This is a genomic window from Chitinophaga sp. 05T412, from assembly GCF_056396465.1.
The window spans coordinates 127,979-146,978 of sequence record NZ_JBFTLN010000001.1 but is presented as its reverse complement, the minus strand read 5'-3'; the positions used below and the strand labels follow the sequence as shown (position 1 = coordinate 146,978).

Below are 19,000 nucleotides of genomic sequence, written 5' to 3'. Positions count from 1 at the left end.
CAATATTTAAATTATATTTCTTTAGCTTGTAGTGAACCATTTAATATGGGATCTCGTTAATATGTTTAGCATACAGCGGCTGAAGGCCGTATTACATATTTTGGTGTAGGAGTCATAAGATGAAAACCGTCCGTGCAATTGCGCGAACGGTTTTCTGATTTTTAATCAATTATGAACTCATCAGCAAACAACCATGCTCCGTTGCCTGCTCCTTCTGCACCAGCAGGAATCTTACCAAAGTTCTGCATCTGCACTTTTACAAAACGACCACGTACCTGTTGCAGCTTGCCACGTACTTTGTTAATACCTTGTTGTGTAAAGGTGGTTTGCTTGTATACTTCTTTATAGGTCTTGCCATCGTCAGACACGGAGAATACCACCTGTTTAGGGGGATATATCCAGTCGCCTTTTACATTCACAGTATTGATACCCACCCCGTGAATATCCTGGATGCTGTCCAGTTCTACTACTGCTTCCATATTGATGCCTTTAAAGCCAAACCACTGGCCATCGTCATCATAGGAAACCTGACCTTCAATTCCATCTACCATAGCAAAATTGCTGGCAGGGCTGTGGCTTTTATCTGCCGCTGCCGCCAGCGTTATTTTTTTACCCATCCCTTTGTGGAAGATAAATGTCTGGCTGAATTCATTGCCAAATGGTTTACCGTCTGAAAATACCTGTGCGCGGATAGTGCCTGCATGGGTGATGGAAATGGGTTGCGTGTAAGGAGTCGATTGAGGGGTAGGAGCAGTACTATCGGTGGTGAAAAATATTTTACCACCTTCCAGCTGACTGCTCAGTGTTACCTGTACACCGCCTTTGCCATTCTCTGTTACCGCACCTTTCACTTCAAATACATGTTTGGCGTAGTTTACTTTCTTCAACTCCAGGCGTTTTACATGTAGTTTCAGTCGCTCTGTAAAGTTGTCATAATTACGCTTATCCTTTGGCGACCACAGTACTTCCGATAGTGCGCAGGCACGCGGATATACCATGTATTCCATGTAATCGTTGTTGCCAATATATTCAGACCACAGGTTAGCCTGTGCGCCCTTGATATATTTGGCCTGATCTGCATTCAGCTCGGCAGGTACCGGCTCATAACTGTATACTTTGTTCACCGGCAGGAATCCGCCAATGGCCAGCGGCTCATTAGGGCTCTTGGACTGGTAGTGGTCAAAGTAGCAGAATTCACCCGGTGTCATGATTACATCATGCTGTTGCTTTGCCGCAGTAATGCCGCCTTCAATGCCTCTCCAGCTCATCACGGTGGCGTTAGGGGCCAGTCCGCCTTCCAGGATTTCATCCCAGCCAATGATCTGACGGCCTTTGCTGTTCAGGTACTTCTCCATGCGTTGCACGAAATAGCTTTGCAGGGCATGTTCATCTTTCAGGCCTTCTTTTTTCATGCGGGCCTGGCATTTAGGGCATTTCTGCCAACGTACTTTCGGGCACTCATCGCCACCAATGTGGATGTATTTGCTGGGGAACAGCGGTAATACTTCATCCAGCACATCTTGCAGGAAAAGAAATACGCTGTCGTTGCCTGCGCAATACACATCGTCGTATACGCCCCAGTGGGTGCCGGTTTCGTAAGGACCGCCGGTGCAACCCAGGTTAGGGAAGGCTGCCAGTGCGGCCAGTGCGTGGCCTGGCATTTCAATTTCAGGAATTACCGTCACAAAATGATCTGCTGCATACTGCACCACTTCTTTTACCTGTTCCTGTGTATAGTAGCCACCATAAGGCTTGCCGTCGTATTTGTTATCAGCATAGCGGCCCGCCATGGTTTCTTTCCTTTTGGAGGAAATTTCCTGCAGGCGCGGATATTTCTTTATTTCAATGCGCCAGCCCTGGTCATCTGTCAGGTGCCAGTGGAAAGTGTTCATCTTGTGCATGGCCAGCAGGTCGATGTACTTCTTCACAAATTCTACAGAGAAGAAGTGACGACTAACATCGAGGTGTAAGCCACGGTAAGCGAAACGGGGAGCATCAGTAATGCTTACGCCCGGGATATACATGGCATTGGCTTTTTCTACAGGGAGTAGCTGTATCAGCGTCTGTACGCCATAGAAGGTGCCGCTGTTGCTGTTACCATTGATGGTAACGGTATTGTGATCGCTATTCAGCGTATAGCCTTCTGCGTTAGTTGTATCTTTTCCGGTATGTAATACGATGGCGTTTTTATCGCCCTGGTCTTTGATGGCCAGTTCATAGCCGGTTAATTCTTTCAGCCAGGCGTTAAACAGGGCGGCTGTTTTTTTGTCGCTTTCATTGGTGGCAACAATCACCGTTTGCTTATCCAGTAAAAAGGAATCTGCTTTTTCACTGATGCTGGCAGGCATAGGAATGATACTCACTTTGCCTTTGGGAGCAGACGTCTGCTGGGAGCCGGAGCATCCCCACAGTGCTGTTGCGGCGGCAAGGCACAGGAGCGTTTTTTTCATTGTCATATCTTTTTTTGTTTTTTGTTGTTTGGGCTGAAGGCAGAAAGCTGAAAGCAAAAAGCTATTGAAGAGTAGATCAGAGCGGATGTTTAAGGTTGATATTTTCGCTAATATCTCCGCGTCAATAGCTTTATCCTTTATGCTTTGTGCTTTATGCTTATCGCAGCTCCAGTTCACACAACACAGGGCGGTGATCTGAGGCAACGGTTTCTTCGATGATACGGGCAGCTACAACCGTCCATTTATGTTTGGGCATTACCATGATGTAGTCCAGTTTTATCCTCGGTGTATCAGACGGGAAGGTGGGGCCCATCTGGTGAGTAGCATCTGTGAATACCTGTTTCAGGACCGTAATTTCCTTTGAGGTGGGCAGGGCGTTAAAGTCGCCGGCCATGATCACAGGCGTACCTGTTTCCCGGAAATAATCTGCCAGTGCATTCGCCTGTGCTATCCGGTCGGTGGCGCGTTTGCCGGCATCCAGGTGGGTAGTCACGAAACGGAGACTGCTATCGCCTGGCAATTTGATGGTGACAATGCCAGCTGCTCTGGGCTCATTGTCTTTCGAGGATGGTAAAGGCAGGGTAACACCGCTGTTGATGGGAAACCGGGAAAGAATACCGGTGCCATAACCGCCACCGTCAAAGTCCATGGCTTTTACGAAATAGGTGTACATCCCTGTAATAGATGCCAGTTCTTTCAGCTGATCCGACTGGTTAGTACGGGAGGTGAAGCTATCCACTTCCTGTAGCGCCACCAGATCGGGATTAGTAGCCAGTATTACGTTGGCAATACCCTGCAGGTCAAGTACCTGTTTCATGTTTTCCCCATGGTGGATGTTATAGGTCAGTATTTTCACTTTCTGCACCTGTGCAAAAAGTGTAGCGCCTGTAAAGCATACCAGGGTGATGAGCAGCATTTTTTTCATAGCATCATTATTTAGGGATTTGCAGATACCGGAAAATAGCCATTTGTATTTGGAAGCATCATAAGTATGGTAATACCAAATTGTTATTATGCTGCCCAGGGGGCTATTTTCCGGCACTCCAAAATCATTTAAACGCTTCTTTCACGGGTCTTCCGATCCAAACCTGCGGAGTTTTTAATCCAAAGATCCATGCCAGGGTAGCAGCGGTGTCGTATGTCATTACGCTGCTTTTAATTTCTTTGTTTTTGGCAATACCAGGTCCACGGATAATCCATGGAATCTGCATTTCGTCCATGGTTTTGCCGCCATGTCCTTTTTTGATACCGCCGTGATCTGCTGTCAGCAGGATGATGGTATTATCCCACATGCCGGCATCTTTCACTGCCTGTAATATTTTGCCGAGCAAAATATCATTCTTGTGTACCTGGTCAAAATAAGGTTGAATATTATGACCAATATTGTGTCCGGTGCCATCTGGTTCATCGAAGTGGATGAATAGGAAGTCCGGTTTCTTTTCTTTAATATAATCTACTGAGGCGGCAGTAGCGAGACTGTCGTTGTCATGGCAGGCCATGTCTTTGTTAACAGCTGCTTTCGGGAACAGGTAACCAATACCGTTCCAGCTATAGATAACGCCTATTTCAGACTTTGGTTTTTGCTCACGCAACAGGGTGTAGATAGAAGGAAACATGCCATATTGATCCAGTACCCGGGACGGCAGTTCTGGTTTTTTGCTGTCCCATTCTGTGTATCCATGGATTTCGGGCCCCGCGCCCATTACCATGGAAGCCCAGTTAACCGCACTGGAAGAGGGCAATACACTGCGGGCTTCTAACGTCCATGCACCGTCCTGCATCATTTGTTTCATGTTAGGGTTATCCACTTTTGGAAAGCAATAGGAACCGAATCCATCCATGCCTATCAGGATAACGTGTTTTACTCCTTTGACCTGTGCCTGCGCGAAGAGTCCGCCAAGCAACAAGCCTGTTGCAATGATCAGTTTTTTCATTTCGTTGTTCACTTTTTAAAGTCGCCGTTTATGTGTCAGCGCTTTCGTTTTTTAATAACGGATATTTATCAATACTTAGCTAAACAATAGCGGCTAAGATAGTAATGTTTTTTCGCCAATTTCACGGATTAATGCGACTTCTTTTTGCTGCGTAACGGAGATGCCATATTCAGGTACGCCGGGAATACCGCCCATACTGACATTAGGGTTGCGGTATACCATTTTACTTTCTTCATAGGCTTTGGCAGATGTATGATACTCTGTTACCCCGGTAGCTGTGATCAACTGCGCGATGTTACTGGCCCGCACACCTGATCCCGCCATGATGGCGATGCGGTCATTAGCCCGTATCAGCAGGTCTTTCAGCAAGGTGGCGCCTTCTAGGGCGGTATTGCGTGCACCGGAAGTGAGGATGCGCTCGCAGCCAATGGCAATAATATCTTCCAGCGCTTCAAACGGATTGTCGGTCATGTCGAAGGCCCGGTGAAACGTAACACCCATGGGCCATGCCAGCGCTGTGAGTATTTTGCAGCGTTCTTTATCTACGCGTCCATCAGCCGTAAGAATACCGATTACCACACCATTGCAGCCCAGTTGCTTACATAATTCAATATCCTTTTTCATGACTTCAAACTCCAGATCGGAGTAAAGGAAGTCGCCGCCACGTGGGCGTATAATAGGGTAGAGGTCTATTTTTACTTTTTCCCTGGCTACCGCGATGGTCGCATAGCTGGGAGTGGTGCCGCCTTCCAGCAGGTTGTCACAGAGTTCTATCCGGTTGGCACCGCCCTGTTCTGCAGCAATGCAGGAAGCTACAGACGCAGCGCATATTTCGAGGGTGAATGACATAATAAAGGCATTTAATGTTAGAGATTAGCTTTTAGCCATCAGCTGTTAGCATTTTAGCAAATGCAACAGAGATCATATCTGCTGTACTCCGCTGCATTTGCTAACAGCTAACAGCTAACAGCTAATGACTAACAGCTAAAAATGATGTTTACCATCAATTAAAATATTGCTGGTATCGCTGGTGCATACTGCATAGCTGAATCCTTTCTGCAGGCAGTAAGCGCCGTGTTCTCCTTTTTTATTGAGTGCGAGGAAGCCTACCTGTATTTCTTTTGCTTTGGAAGGGCTTCTTTTTACAATACGGTCTACCGCTTCTTTGCAGGCTTTTTCCGGTGGATATCCCTGACGCATCAGTTCTACTACCAGGTGGCTGCCCACAATTTTAATGACTTCTTCGCCTACACCGGTGCTGGTGGCTGCGCCGATTTCATTATCTACATATAATCCCGCGCCAATGATGGGAGAATCTCCTACACGGCCGTGTAATTTAAAGGCCATGCCACTGGTGGTGCAGGCGCCGGAGAGATTGCCTTCAGCGTCGAGGGCTACCATCCCGATGGTATCGTGGTTATACACATTACCCGGCAGCATCAGCGGATTAAAGGCAGTAGCGCCATTGGTAGGTGTGTAGGATTTATTTTCTATGTTGATCACCGGTTTGTATTCCGATGTTTTCAGCCACTCTTTCCATGCTTTTTCTGATTCCGGCGTGAGCAGGTTTTCTTTCTGGAAACCATTGGCCAGTGCAAACTGCAGGGCGCCATCACCTACCAGCATTACGTGTGGTGTTTTTTCCATCACCATGCGGGCCACAGAAATGGCGTGGGTAACATGTTCCAATGCGCCTACAGAGCCGCAGTTGCCATGTTCATCCATGATGCAGGCGTCCAGCGTAACGCGACCATCGCGGTCAGGATAGCCGGAATAGCCTACGGTGTGATTGTTAGGATCTGCTTCCGGTACTCTCACCCCTGCTTCTACGGCGTCGAGTGCGCGACCGCCTTTCTTCAGTATTTCCCAGGCAGCGGCGTTGGCAGCGCGACCAAAATCCCAGGTAGATACTACGATGGGCTTTCCTTTTACGGGGCCACTTTTACGCTGTGCGTTTGCGGTAGCTCCTGTGATGCCGTCAAAAGAGAAAACAGCGGCGCCAAGGGCCGCTGTTTTCAGGAATCTTCTTCTATTATTCATAAAATAGCTTTTAATTTTTAGTCCTTCATTTCCCACGCCAGTGCGCTGGCGCCCAGAATGGCGGCATCACTTTCTCTCAGTTCGGAGAACAGCAATTTAACTTTATTCTGGAATATAGGAAGCAGGTTCTTTTCCATATGTTCCCGTACCGGTTTCATAATGAGATCTCCCGCTTTGGTGAGGCCGCCGAACAGTACGATGGCTTCAGGGCTGGAGAACATCACGAAGTTGGCGAGGGATGCACCGAGAATTTTACCGGTGAACTCATATACTTCCATGGCCAGCGGATCACCTTTCATGGCAGCTTCGTAAATGAGTTTGGAATTGATTTCCTCGTTGGTATGCTCGCGCATGATGCTCGGGGTATCCGGGCGGGTAGCCAGGAACTCGATGGCGGTGTTGGTAACGCCGGTAGCAGAAGCATAAGCTTCCAGTGAACCGTGTGCACCGGTGCCCGGGTGATAGCGGCCACCTGGTATTACAATACAGTGGCCCAGTTCACCTGCAAAACCATCGTGTCCGTAAATCAGTTGTCCGTTGGCAACAATACCGCTACCTACACCTGTTCCCAGGGTGATCACGATAAAGTCTTTCATTCCTCTGGCAGCGCCATAGATCAGTTCTCCCAGTGCGGCCGCATTGGCGTCATTGGTGAGTACTGTAGGCAGACCAAATTTTTGCTCTAACAGGCTGGCTAAAGGAACGACCCCTTTCCAGCGGAGGTTAGGCGCATATTCAATATTACCGGTATAGTAGTTGCCGTTAGGGGCGCCTACGCCGATGCCTTTTATATTTTCTATACCGCCTGCCTGTTCAATGAGGGCAGACATATGTCCGTGTAATTCGTCGAGAAAGCCATTTACATCTTCATGCTGGTTGGTCAACATACGACCATCACATAAAATATTGCCTCTGCGATCTACAATGCCGAATTTGGTGTTAGTGCCTCCAATATCAATGCCCACCGCTAACTGCTGACTCATAATCAATTCCTTGAGATTTTAAAATGGTTTTAACTCTAAATGCGAAGAACGCGAGGTAAGCAAAGCACAACGCCGGAATAACATAAGAGGCGTGAATACCAATGCTTGGAATATCTGCCAGACCACCTTGTACAGGAGGAACGAGCGATCCACCGAGGATCATCATGATCAGGAAGGCAGAACCCTGACCAGTGTATTTGCCGAGACCAGCGATAGACAATGCGAAAATGCTAGGCCACATTACAGAGCAGAACAAACCGGCACTGATGAATGCGAAAGTAGCCAGCTGGCCGGTAGAGAATAACCCGATCAGGATAGAAGTAACACCCAGCAGACCGAAGACCATCAGGGTTTTAGCAGGTTTATCCTGGCCAGCGAAGAAGCCTATGATCTGCACCACTATACAGATAGCATAAGGATATAACACGGAGATGTCGTTGCCTTTGATGCTGTTGGCGCCGAGAATAACACCGTATGCTACGAAAGGAACGACTACACAAAGTACGTTACGTACAGATTTAGATACGTTGAAAACGCTGATGGCGCCGGTCCAGCGACCAATCATCATACTACCCCAGAACAGGGAAACATAAGGATCGAGTTCTGATTCAGCCAAACCTTTAGCCGTCAGGAAGCCAGGATGTTTCAGCAATGCGCCGAGGTTACTGGCTACGGATACTTCCACACCTACATAGATGAAGATAGCCAGCATACCGAGGATCAGCTGCGGATATTTCATAGCGCCCCAACCTTCGCTGTTGCCGGAAGATGCGATTTTAGAGTAGAAGAGAATACCTACTATACCAACAATACCAGCAATAAACATAGGCAGTTCAAATTTCAGGACCAGACCCATGAGAATCAGGACAAACATGAAAGTGATACCCAGTAATGATTTGGTAGCTTTGGGAGAAGATTCAAATGCTTCAGTATCCTGGCTTTCGGGCATCTTCACAAAAGCAAAAATAGCAGCCGCAATCAGGAACAGGGCAATTAATAAGAAGTATAAAGTATTGATCTTGCTGATGTCAGTGCTTACATCGCCACCTTTAATGTTACCGAACAGCAACATGCTCACGATAATGGGGCCGATGGTAGTACCGAAGGAGTTGATACCACCCGCCAGGTTCAGACGGTGTGCACCTTTGGCAGGATCACCTAATAAAATAGCAAATGGATTGGCAGCGGTTTGCTGCAGGGAAAATCCTAAGGCAACAATAAATAAGGCCATCAGGATCAGGGCAAAATAACCGAAAGTAACTGTTTGTTTAAAGTCTGAGTCCAGCACGGTAAGCACCTTGTCCAGGTTCGCTTTGGTAAAGGTGGTAGCATATTGATGATGCTCCGCATCTTTAGTAAAAGCACCGGAAACAGCTGCTGTTAACTGAGGATTGGTGGTATACTTTTCTGCGGAGGCGTTGTCGCTGATGAGCAGGGAATAAGTATCTGCTTCTTTCTCGCGACGGATTTTTACCTGTCTGTCAGAAGTTTGCAGTTGTTGATCCACCTGGAAACTATTGATGTCCGCTACGGTTTCTTTAATCGGAACAATCTTCTCTTTATTCACGCAAGGGATCATGATCACAGATCCGAGTACGGAAATCAATAAACCGTAAATAATACCCTTCTTGTAACCGATCTTGTTAAGTATATCTACTTTCCTCGCAACAGATGCCAGGTACAAAATCAGCGAACCTATAAAATAGGCACTGTAGAATGAGAAGTCTATCAGTTGAGACTCCAGCTGGGTAAGGTTAAAATGAGATTTGCAGAAAGGGATAAAGATACTGTTGGACGCAGCCAGAAATCCCCAGAAAAAGAAAACCAGAATAAGCACAAAGAACGACGGATGGGTACTTTGCGCGTTTTGTTTTGAGTGCTGAGTCATAAACGTGTTAAGTTACAGTGAAATTTTGCCGGATAAATGTATAAAGAATTTTTTAAAATTTTTTAAAAAGTAAAATAATTCTTGCATTTGGTATTTAGGTAAAACGTTTTAGCAAAAATATTTGCGAAATATACATGAAATATAGCAGAAGTTTAATTATGTTCGTAGCTTATCAAAAAAATAATTCAGACAGCTTATGTCCAACCAAACAGTAACAATGAACTTACCTCCCAAGCAGGCAGGATATGCGCAGTCAATGGCCATTATAGGCATGTTGTTCTTCGTATTCGGCTTTGTGACCTGGCTCAATGGGACCTTGATCCAGTTTTTTAGAATTGTGTGCGAATTGAATGTGGCACAGGCACTGCTGGTAACCATGGCCTTTTTTATGGCTTATTTTTTCCTGGCAATTCCTTCTTCTTTTATCCTGAACAAAACAGGATTCAAGAATGGGATGGCCTTAGGACTCCTGATCATAGCTGTCGGGTCCCTGATCTTTATCCCTGCCGCCAACGCGCGTAGCTTTGGTATCTTCCTGACTGGTTTATTTGTACAAGGCGCCGGACTTGCATTGCTGCAAACAGCATCCAATCCTTACGCCAGCATCATCGGACCGAAAGAGAGTGCTGCCAAACGTATCAGTATCCTTGGTATCTGTAACAAAAGCGCTGGTGCACTGGCGCCATTGATCCTCAGCTCTATTGTATTAAAAGGTGCGGAAAAACTGGAGGCAGATATTGCTGCGGCAGTAGATGCTACACAGAAAAGCGCCCTGCTGGATAGCCTGGCTTCCCGCGTAATCGGGCCTTACCTGGTCATTGCTATTGTATTAACAATACTGGCATTCCTCCTGAAACGTTCTTCTTTACCTGAAATAGATACTAATGCGGAAGATGCTACTACAGCAGCAGCTACTTCCGGTAAAACAAGCGTATTCCAGTTCCCTCAGCTGGTACTGGGTGTACTTTGCATCTTTGTATATGTAGGGGTAGAAGTAATGGCCGGAGATGTTATCGGTCAATATGGTACCTCCCTGGGTATGAGTGTAGACGATAGTAAATACTTTACCTCTTTCACCCTGGTAGCCATGCTGGTAGGGTATATAATTGGTATTGCCACCATTCCGAAATATCTCAGCGGTAAGAAAGGTTTGCAGATTTCTGCAGTGTTGGGTGTGGTATTTACCGTAGCTGCCTATTTCAATACCGGCGCTTCTGCGGTAACCTTCATCGCTTTACTGGGTCTGGCAAACGCCCTGATGTGGCCGGCTATCTTCCCAATGGCGATTGATGGTCTGGGTCGTTTCACCAAAATCGGCTCCGCTTTACTGGTAATGGGTATTGTGGGCGGTGGTGTGCTGCCACAGGTATATGCTGGTATGTTTAATGAACACAGCATGTTTAACTTCCTGTACAGCGCCAGCATCGACTTCAGACATGCCTTCCTGTATTGCATGGTGCCTTGCTACCTGTATATCCTGTTTTATGCACTGGTAGGAGATAAGATAGGGAAGCCGAAAGCATAAAGCTGAAAGCAAAAAGCCGAAAGCATAAAGCCGAAAGCATAAAGCTATTAAAGCGAATGACCGGAGCGAAACTAGTAAAATAGTTGCTCCGGTCATTCGCTTTAATAGCTTTATGCTTTTTGCCTTCGGCTTTTTGCTTTTCCAAATCATTTTTATATTTTTAGGTGTAAATTTTACGTTTAATTTTCTTTTAATGATACAGAAAACCAGGGAGCAGTTTATCCACTTATTTGAGAAAGAGCCACTGATGGTCGTTTCCCCCGGCAGAATCAATTTAATTGGCGAGCATACCGATTATAATGACGGTTTTGTATTGCCAGCGGCGATTGATAAGAAAATCGTGTACGCTATTGCGCTCAACAACACACAGCAATGTAATGCGCATGCTGTTTTCACGAATGAAACCGTGTCCTTTTCGCTGGACAAGGTAAAGCCTACTCCCGGATGGATCAATTACCTGATGGGCGTGGTAAACCAGCTGCAGGAGCGTGGTTTGCCAGTACAGGGTTTTGACTGTGTGGTATCCGGCGACATTCCGGTAGGCGCGGGCATGTCTTCTTCTGCAGCCGTAGAAGGTGGACTGGTAGCAGCACTGGATCACCTGATGGGCTATGGCCTGGACCGGATGGAAATGGCGCTCATTGGGCAAAAGGCGGAACATACCTTCCCTGGTGTGAAATGTGGTATTATGGACCAGTTTGCGAACCTGCATGGCAAAAAAGACCAGGTAATGCGTCTGGACTGCCGCAGTCTCGCCTTTGAATATTTCCCTTTCAACTTCCCCGACTACAAAGTAGTGCTGTGCAATTCCATGGTACATCACTCGCTCGCCTCTTCTGAATATAATGTACGCCGCCAGCAATGCGAGGAAGGTGTGAAGGCAATTCAGGTGAATCATCCGGCGGTGAAGTCCTTGCGTGACGCCACCATGGCCATGCTGGAAGAAGTGAAGCACCAGATTTCCCCGAAAGTATATGATCGTTGCACGTACGTAATTGCGGAAATTCAACGCGTACAGGATGCCACCACACTGCTCAAACAGGGTAACCTGCAACAGTTCGGAGCGCTGATGTATGCTACGCATGAAGGCCTGAGCAAATTGTATGAAGTGAGTTGCCCTGAGCTGGACTTCCTGGTATCACTGGCCCGCCAACGCGAAGAAGTAGCTGGAGCCCGTGTAATGGGAGGTGGTTTTGGTGGTTGTACCATCAACCTGGTGAAAGCATATAAAGTGGCAGAATATGTATCCTTTATCAAAGCACGCTACCAGGATCAATATGGTAAGGAACCGGAAGTATACGTGACTACCATTGAAGATGGGGTGGCTGTGCAGGAAAAGAAAGTAACAGCCGAAACAAAAGCATAAAGCTGAAAGCATAAAGCAAAAAGCTATAAAAGCGAATGACCAAAGCAAGTATCCGCTCTGGTCATTCGCTTTTATAGCTTTTTGCTTTATGCTTTTTGCTTTATGCTCTTATTAATACTGATCATCCAGTGCAAAGATCGGTGTTCTGTTCATCCAGCGACCACGGGTGAAGTCAGGGATGAATTGTACGCTGCCGCTTTCTGCTACGGATTGTTCGCTGAGTGGTGTGATCGCATACCAGGTAGCCATGTCGTATACGTCCAGCGGATATGGTGTACCGCGTTTGATACATTCCAGGAAGGAGTTGAGTACAAACCAGTCCATACCGCCGTGACCAGCGCCTGCAGCGTCGTTGGCATATTTCTTCCACAATGGGTGGTCGTATTTGCCGAAGTAGCTGTTGGCATCTTTTGGATCACCGGTTGGTTCCCATTCGTCGTATTTACTTTTCTTTTCTACATAAATAGATTTCTGGTCGTCCATCCAGAGGCCATTGGTACCTTGAACGCGGAAGTTCAGGGAGTAAGGGCGTGGAGAGTTGGTATCGTGCGACAGCATGATAGTTTCGCCATTGTTGGTTCTGATCAGGGTAGAAACGATATCACCCAGTTTGAATTCTACTTTGGCATTTGGATGGCTTTCGCCGCCGTTGTCAACGATGTATTTGTGCAGGCCGCGGGATTTGGTCGCAACGGAAGTGAGCGACAGTAAACGGTTACCGCGGTTGATGTTGATCATGTTGTTGATAGGACCCAGACCATGAGAAGGGTAGAGATCCGCGTTACGGTGTACAGAGTGAGCGGTTCTCCATTTGGCTTCAGACAAACCTTTTTCACCAAATTCTACACCACCACCGTAGTATTGTTTACCGTTGTTGAATTTAACACCGCGTAAGTCGTGCTGGTAGCCGCCTTGCAGGTGTGTTAACTCACCGAACAAACCCTGACGCACCATGTTTAACACGGCCATCACGTCTCTGCGGTAGCATACGTTTTCCATGCCAAATACAGGGATACCGGTTTGTTCGCTGGTGTTTACCAGTTCCCAGCATTCCTGGATATCAGAGGCGCCGCATACTTCTACAGCGGGAGTTTTACCAGCTTTCATCGCAGCAACCGCCATGATGGTATGCCATTCCCATGGGGTGGCAATTACCACCGCATCAATATCATCACGTTTCAGCAGGTTACGGAAATCTTCCGGACCGTTGGTATATTCCGCTACTTTCTTTTTGGTGCCATAAGCTTTTTCAATCATTGCTTTAGCTTTAGGAACCGTGAAAGCGGTGTCCGGATCAGCGAAAGCGATCACTTCAGCATCTTCGCGGTGAAGGAAGAAATTCAGGTGGCCCAATCCGCGGGCACCTACGCCAATTACACCAATTCTAACTTTCGGCTTCTTCTCATTGGCAAATAACTTAGCAGAAGAGCCCAGCATAGAAATACCTACGCCAGCTGCTACTGTGTTTTTCAGAAAACTTCTGCGATGCAGTGGTTGTTTGTTCATTGTTCAAAGTTTATTAGCGTACACTGTTATACGGTAAGGAGGCATTAAATTTATAAAAATTGATTTATCTAAACCAACCCTGGGATGAATATTCTTACATTTTTGTGATAAACGGTGAAGAAATCAGCCACTTGTCCTTCTAAAGTGCCCACTGCGGTTTCTGGCAAAGTCAATTTAGAATTAATAATAGCGAATTTGAGATTGATTCGTTATTATTATCTACTCTATCTTCGCTAGCATCTGTAATTCATAAAACTTTTATTTCCGGCAATGAAGAAAAGCACATTACTCCTGGCAGGGCTGCTGGGCTTTAATATGGCGATGGCGCAGGATATTAAGCCTTATGGCGCATTACCATCCAAAGCACAGGTAGCCTGGAATGATCTGGAATATTATATGTTTATTCACTTTGGTCCCAATACTTTCACCAACAAAGAATGGGGACATGGGGATGAAGATCCGAAAGTGTTTAATCCTACGCACCTGGATGCCCGGCAGTGGGCACGTACCGCTAAGTTAGCCGGTATGAAAGGTATTGTGATCACCGCCAAACACCACGATGGTTTTTGTCTGTGGCCCAGTAAATACAGCACACATACAGTGCGTGAAAGTGCGTGGAAAAATGGCAAGGGAGATGTGCTGAAAGAATTATCAGCGGCTTGTAAAGAATATGGACTGAAGTTCGGTGTGTATTTGTCGCCGTGGGATCGTAACCATCCGGAATATGGTACGGAGACCTACAACCAGGTATTTGCGAATACACTGACAGAAGTATTATCCAGCTACGGACCGGTGTTTGAACAGTGGTTTGATGGCGCCAATGGTGGTAACATCAAGCAGCCGTACGACTGGAATCTGTTTCACGGCGTAGTATACAAGCATCAGCCGAATGCGGTTATCTTCAGCGACGTAGGTCCCGGTTGCCGTTGGGTAGGTAATGAAAGCGGTATTGCCGGTACGACTAACTGGAGTACGCTGAATGTAAAAGGATTTACTCCCGGTGCTGGTGGGCCACCTACCAAATCACTGAATGAAGGTAATGAGGATGGCGAACAATGGATTCCGGCAGAATGCGATGTGTCGATCCGTCCGGGATGGTTCTATAGCCCGGAGACGAATGATAAAGTAAAATCAGTTTCTCATCTGTTGGATATTTATTACGGTTCAGTAGGACGTAATGGTAACCTGATTCTGAATGTGCCGGTTGACAGAGACGGGTTAATTCATCCGAATGACTCCACCCGTTTGATGGAGCTGCGGAAGGTACTGGATGCGTCTTTCAAAGATAATCTGGCTCAAAAGGCGGTAGTAACGGCAACGAATACACGTAGTGGCAATGCTGCCGTAAAATTAGCGAACCTGACAGATGGTACCAATGCTACTTACTGGGCCACTGGAGATGATGCAAGAACGACGGCTATCACCCTGACCTATCAAAAGCCGATAACCTTTAACCGCGTGGTGTTGCAGGAGTATATTGCCCTGGGGCAGCGGGTACAAAATTTCTCCGTAGAAATCCTGGAAAATGGTCAGTGGAAGGAAGTTGCCAAAGAAACGACGATAGGGCACAAACGTATTTTGCGTTTGCCCGATTATACTACAACGCAGGTGCGGATTAATATCCTGGATGCCAAAGCGGCGCCAGTGATCAGCGAAGTGCAGTTGTATAAGGCGCCCGAGTTGTTGGCTACTCCGCAGATAGCGCGTGGTAAAGATGGGAATGTAGCCATTACCTGTGCTTCTGAAGATGTGAGCATTCACTATACCCTGGATGGTACAACGCCTACACAGCGGTCTCCTAAATATCCGGTGGCAAAGAAGGAACAAGTGGTGGCGGTAGTGCTTCCCCGCGGCGGTGTGGTGAAAGCCAAAGCCTTCAGAAATGACGGCAGCAGCAGCGAAATGGTGAAAGCAGCCTTTGACGTGGCGCCCGCCAAATGGACCGTGCAGCCAGCCGATGCCAACACCGCAATAGATGGTGATGCCACTACCATTTACCGTACAGATGCCACGAAATATCCACACGAATTGCAAGTGGATCTGGGCGAAACACTATCTCTCAAAGGATTTAGTTATTTACCCCCTGCGGGAGATGGCGCTAAAGGCGTGGTGTACGGTTATGCGTTCTATACCAGTGCTGACGGCAAAAACTGGGGTAACCCGGTGGCCAGTGGTCAATTTGCTAATATTAAAAACAACCCGGTACTGCAGTCCGTTTCTTTCAAGGCTACCAAAGCCCGGTATATCCGGTTTGTGGCGGTGAGTCCGGCAAGTGAGGCAGATGCGCAGGCAGGAATAGCCGAGCTGGGTGTTATTACCCGGTAAGGAAAAATGACCTGATTAGCGGAGATAAGTGTCGGTTTGACGGCTCTTGTCTCCGCTAATCTTTTTATAATCAATGTAAAAAATAGTAATATATAACCCCGTTGATTGGGTTAACAGGCACTATCCCGGCCAACCCAATGTCAGCCTTTGTTAAAATTCTGTCCCCGCGAAAAAAAATTCGACTATTTAAAAAGATATTGTTATAACTTTGCGGATATTCTAAACTAAAGACAATATTTATAACAATTTAACGCTGAACTGAAGTTGGAAAAAACCGCAACTCATACCAACATCTCTGCATATCATCCCGCTTTAAACAAAGGGGTATATTCTGTTGGGTTCAATGTCTTTAGATTTCTTTCCCGACGACCTAGAATTTGATAGCGCTTATCCACATAACCGCTATCGCACCGTGATTCCCCAATCCTCCGGTGAGCCTTTCCAGTAATGGAATTTCAAGTTAGTTTATTGATTCACGATTTCAATTTTTAAAAAGTTGGAAAATCAGCATATCATCGTTAGGGTAGCCACTCCTGACGATATCCACTATTCAAATACCATCACCGACGAGATGGAATCATCTGCAAAAGCACGAGGAACCGGTATTGCCAAGCGTTCCCCTGCCTATGTAGAGCTGAAAATGCAGGAAGGTAAAGCCGTGATTGCGGTCACAGACAAAGGTGATTGGGTAGGCTTTTGCTATATAGAAGCCTGGGGCCATGATAAATTTGTGGCTAATTCCGGACTCATTGTTAATCCCGCCTTCAGAGGTCATGGCGTAGCTAAATCGATTAAGAAAAGAATATTCGAGCTCTCCCGGGAGAAATATCCTGATTCCAAAATCTTTGGTTTAACCACAGGGCTGGCGGTGATGAAAATCAACTCCGAACTGGGCTATGAACCAGTTACCTATTCCGAGCTCACGGATGATGAGGAGTTCTGGAAAGGCTGCAGAAGCTGCGTTAACTTCGACATTCTCACTGCCAAAAACAGGAAGAACTGTTTGTGTACCGCCATGCTGTACAACCCTGAAGAGAAGCTGAAAGAAGCAGAAGAAAAAGCTATGGCCGAAAAAGCGGCAGCAGCCGTAAAACAGCCTCAGCTGCATGTGACCGCTAGCGGCGATATGCACCACGAAAGACGTCGCCGTAGATTTAAAGGAAATATAAAGTTGTATGAGCGTTGGTTGCGTTTTAAAAGATTTGTTTTGCTGAAGAGCAAAAAAGAAGGCGGCGCCACCGGATCTAAAAAGAAATTTTTCCTGTTCTGATAACAGGATCTGTCAATATTGTTACTGGAATTATAAAAAAAGATGTCATAATGAAAAAAGTTGTACTGGGATTTAGCGGAGGACTTGATACTTCCTATTGCGTTAAATATCTGACTGAAGAAAAAGGATATGAAGTGCATTCAGTGATCGTGAACACTGGTGGTTTTTCTGAAGAAGAACTGCAGGAAATTGAAAAGCGCGCTTATAACCTGGGCGTTAAAAGTCATAGAACTGTTAATGCAATACGTTCTTATTATGATGGCGTTATCAAATATCTCATCTTCGGTAATGTACTGAAGAATAATACCTACCCGCTGAGCGTGAGTGCAGAGCGTATGAGCCAGGCACTGGCCATCGCAGAATATGTGAAAGAAGTAGGCGCAGACGCAGTAGCACACGGCAGCACCGGCGCCGGTAACGATCAGGTGCGTTTCGACATGGTGTTTCATATCATGATTCCAGGTGTGGAAATCATTACTCCTATCCGTGATCTGAAACTGAGCCGTGAAGAAGAAATTTCCTACCTGAAGTCAAAAGGGGTGGAAGTGAATTTCGAAAAAGCCATGTACTCTATTAATAAAGGTATGTGGGGAACTTCCGTAGGTGGTAAAGAAACCCTTACTTCCAACGGCATGTTACCAGAAGCTGCATGGCCTACCCAGCTGACAAAGCAAGGTGAGGAACAGGTAAAATTAACTTTTGAAAAAGGTGAGCTGACAGGAGTAAACGATAAAAAATTCGGTCATCCTTCTGAAGCGATACAATATCTGCAAACTATTGCCGGTCCATTTGCTATTGGCCGCGATATCCACGTAGGTGATACCATTATCGGTATCAAAGGCCGCGTAGGCTTTGAAGCAGCAGCACCGATGGTGATCATCAAAGCTCACCACGCGCTGGAAAAACACGTGTTAACAAAATGGCAGCTGAGCTGGAAAGACCAACTGGCACAGTTCTACGGTAACTACATGCACGAAGGTCAGATTATGGACCCGGTAATGCGCGACATCGAAGCCTTCCTGCAGAATACCCAGGAAAATGTTTCCGGTGAAGTATTTGTAACCCTCCTGCCTTACCGTTTCCAGGTAACCGGTATCAGCTCTCCTTATGATCTGATGAGCAGTAAATTCGGCAAATACGGCGAAATGAACAGCGGATGGAGCGGAGAAGATGTAAGAGGATTCAGCAAAATTTTTGGTAATCAAACCATGATCTGGCATCAGGTGAAGGAAAGCACAAAGCAGAAAGCATAAAGCAAAAAGCTATTGTGTAGGAGATTGAGTGGAAGATTGTGGTTTTAGTATAGTCCGATTTTAAGACATTTTATAATGTTTAAATAACGACTATATGAGAGATTACAAAAAATTGGAGGTCTGGAGAAAGGCGCATTTGATGACAACATTTGTTTATAAAGAGGTGGTCACGCAATTGCCGAAGAATGAAATGTTTGCATTGGTAAGCCAGATGAAGAGAGCCGCATATAGTGTGCCGCTGAATATTGTGGAGGGATGTGGCAGAGCAACTGAGAGGGATTTTGCGAGATTTCTGGATCATGCCCTGGGTTCGGTACATGAAGTGGAGTATTGCGCGCTACTGGCTTTTGATTTGAAGTTTTTGGAGGAGCCAATTTACATTGATCTCAATAAAAAAGTAAACGAGATAAAGGCTATGTTAATAGTCTTTATCAAAACATTAAGAATATCATGAGTTAGA

14 protein-coding genes are annotated in these 19,000 nt (G+C 46.3%); 6 read left to right on the top strand and 8 right to left on the bottom strand.

Going from position 1 to position 19,000, the window contains the following annotated elements:
• Positions 1–161: 161 nt before the first annotated feature.
• The 7 genes from AC1DFM_RS00585 to AC1DFM_RS00555 form a co-directional block, all read right to left on the bottom strand.
• A complete protein-coding gene (locus tag AC1DFM_RS00585) occupies positions 162–2,450 on the bottom strand; it encodes a glycoside hydrolase family 20 protein (RefSeq protein ID WP_477074783.1) in 2,289 nt (762 codons plus the stop codon).
• Positions 2,451–2,607: 157 nt separating this feature from the next.
• Positions 2,608–3,375, bottom strand: a complete 768-nt coding sequence (locus AC1DFM_RS00580) for an endonuclease/exonuclease/phosphatase family protein (protein ID WP_477074782.1) — start codon at positions 3,373–3,375, stop codon at positions 2,608–2,610.
• 124 nt (positions 3,376–3,499) lie between these two features.
• Positions 3,500–4,384 (bottom strand): alkaline phosphatase family protein, encoded by an 885-nt coding sequence (locus AC1DFM_RS00575; RefSeq protein ID WP_477074781.1) that lies wholly within the window; start codon positions 4,382–4,384, stop codon positions 3,500–3,502.
• Between the two features lie 93 nt (positions 4,385–4,477).
• Complete coding sequence (locus tag AC1DFM_RS00570; protein WP_477074780.1) at positions 4,478–5,233, bottom strand: copper homeostasis protein CutC; 756 nt, start codon at positions 5,231–5,233, stop codon at positions 4,478–4,480.
• A gap of 135 nt (positions 5,234–5,368) precedes the next feature.
• Complete coding sequence (locus tag AC1DFM_RS00565) at positions 5,369–6,424, bottom strand: glycosylasparaginase (protein WP_477074779.1); 1,056 nt, start codon at positions 6,422–6,424, stop codon at positions 5,369–5,371.
• Positions 6,425–6,441: 17 nt separating this feature from the next.
• Entirely contained in the window at positions 6,442–7,407 is a 966-nt protein-coding gene (locus tag AC1DFM_RS00560) for an ROK family protein (protein WP_477074778.1), read from the bottom strand.
• Positions 7,379–9,295 carry an MFS transporter gene (locus AC1DFM_RS00555; protein WP_477074777.1) on the bottom strand — a complete coding sequence of 639 codons (1,917 nt, stop codon included), beginning with the start codon at positions 9,293–9,295 and terminating at the stop codon, positions 7,379–7,381. The genes AC1DFM_RS00560 and AC1DFM_RS00555 overlap by 29 nt, the downstream gene beginning before the upstream one ends.
• Positions 9,296–9,491: 196 nt before the next feature.
• Between AC1DFM_RS00555 and AC1DFM_RS00550 the strand changes: the two genes are divergently transcribed.
• Both AC1DFM_RS00550 and galK read left to right on the top strand, forming a co-directional pair.
• The gene (locus AC1DFM_RS00550) at positions 9,492–10,820 is read left to right on the top strand and encodes a sugar MFS transporter (protein ID WP_477074776.1); all 1,329 of its coding nucleotides are present in this window, start codon (positions 9,492–9,494) and stop codon (positions 10,818–10,820) included.
• A 193-nt stretch (positions 10,821–11,013) separates the two neighbouring features.
• Positions 11,014–12,186 carry a galactokinase gene (gene galK, locus AC1DFM_RS00545; protein WP_477074775.1) on the top strand — a complete coding sequence of 391 codons (1,173 nt, stop codon included), beginning with the start codon at positions 11,014–11,016 and terminating at the stop codon, positions 12,184–12,186.
• 111 nt (positions 12,187–12,297) lie between these two features.
• Here galK and AC1DFM_RS00540 read toward each other — a convergent pair whose 3' ends face one another.
• On the bottom strand, positions 12,298–13,692 hold the full coding sequence (locus AC1DFM_RS00540) for a Gfo/Idh/MocA family protein (protein ID WP_477074774.1): 1,395 nt from the start codon (positions 13,690–13,692) through the stop codon (positions 12,298–12,300).
• Between the two features lie 270 nt (positions 13,693–13,962).
• Between AC1DFM_RS00540 and AC1DFM_RS00535 the strand changes: the two genes are divergently transcribed.
• The 4 genes from AC1DFM_RS00535 (at position 13,963) to AC1DFM_RS00520 (ending at position 18,994) form a co-directional block, all read left to right on the top strand.
• On the top strand, positions 13,963–16,017 hold the full coding sequence (locus tag AC1DFM_RS00535) for an alpha-L-fucosidase (RefSeq protein ID WP_477074773.1): 2,055 nt from the start codon (positions 13,963–13,965) through the stop codon (positions 16,015–16,017).
• Between the two features lie 496 nt (positions 16,018–16,513).
• Complete coding sequence (locus tag AC1DFM_RS00530) at positions 16,514–17,287, top strand: GNAT family N-acetyltransferase (protein ID WP_477074772.1); 774 nt, start codon at positions 16,514–16,516, stop codon at positions 17,285–17,287.
• 50 nt (positions 17,288–17,337) lie between these two features.
• Positions 17,338–18,540: an argininosuccinate synthase gene (gene argG / locus AC1DFM_RS00525; RefSeq protein ID WP_477074771.1), complete on the top strand. Its 1,203-nt coding sequence runs from the start codon at positions 17,338–17,340 to the stop codon at positions 18,538–18,540.
• Positions 18,541–18,634: 94 nt separating this feature from the next.
• Positions 18,635–18,994: a four helix bundle protein gene (locus tag AC1DFM_RS00520; RefSeq protein ID WP_477074770.1), complete on the top strand. Its 360-nt coding sequence runs from the start codon at positions 18,635–18,637 to the stop codon at positions 18,992–18,994.
• Positions 18,995–19,000 lie beyond the last annotated feature (6 nt).

Excerpts from the sequence above, each read along its gene's own strand:
- galK (WP_477074775.1), top strand. The coding sequence starts at position 11,014 with ATGATACAGAAAACCAGGGAGCAGTTTATCCACTTATTTGAGAAAGAG.
- AC1DFM_RS00540 (WP_477074774.1), bottom strand. The coding sequence starts at position 13,692 with ATGAACAAACAACCACTGCATCGCAGAAGTTTTCTGAAAAACACAGTA.
- AC1DFM_RS00535 (WP_477074773.1), top strand. The coding sequence starts at position 13,963 with ATGAAGAAAAGCACATTACTCCTGGCAGGGCTGCTGGGCTTTAATATG.
- AC1DFM_RS00560 (WP_477074778.1), bottom strand. The coding sequence starts at position 7,407 with ATGAGTCAGCAGTTAGCGGTGGGCATTGATATTGGAGGCACTAACACC.
- AC1DFM_RS00550 (WP_477074776.1), top strand. The coding sequence starts at position 9,492 with ATGTCCAACCAAACAGTAACAATGAACTTACCTCCCAAGCAGGCAGGA.
- AC1DFM_RS00580 (WP_477074782.1), bottom strand. The coding sequence starts at position 3,375 with ATGAAAAAAATGCTGCTCATCACCCTGGTATGCTTTACAGGCGCTACA.
- AC1DFM_RS00570 (WP_477074780.1), bottom strand. The coding sequence starts at position 5,233 with ATGTCATTCACCCTCGAAATATGCGCTGCGTCTGTAGCTTCCTGCATT.
- AC1DFM_RS00565 (WP_477074779.1), bottom strand. The coding sequence starts at position 6,424 with ATGAATAATAGAAGAAGATTCCTGAAAACAGCGGCCCTTGGCGCCGCT.
- AC1DFM_RS00555 (WP_477074777.1), bottom strand. The coding sequence starts at position 9,295 with ATGACTCAGCACTCAAAACAAAACGCGCAAAGTACCCATCCGTCGTTC.
- AC1DFM_RS00520 (WP_477074770.1), top strand. The coding sequence starts at position 18,635 with ATGAGAGATTACAAAAAATTGGAGGTCTGGAGAAAGGCGCATTTGATG.
- AC1DFM_RS00585 (WP_477074783.1), bottom strand. The coding sequence starts at position 2,450 with ATGAAAAAAACGCTCCTGTGCCTTGCCGCCGCAACAGCACTGTGGGGA.
- AC1DFM_RS00575 (WP_477074781.1), bottom strand. The coding sequence starts at position 4,384 with ATGAAAAAACTGATCATTGCAACAGGCTTGTTGCTTGGCGGACTCTTC.
- argG (WP_477074771.1), top strand. The coding sequence starts at position 17,338 with ATGAAAAAAGTTGTACTGGGATTTAGCGGAGGACTTGATACTTCCTAT.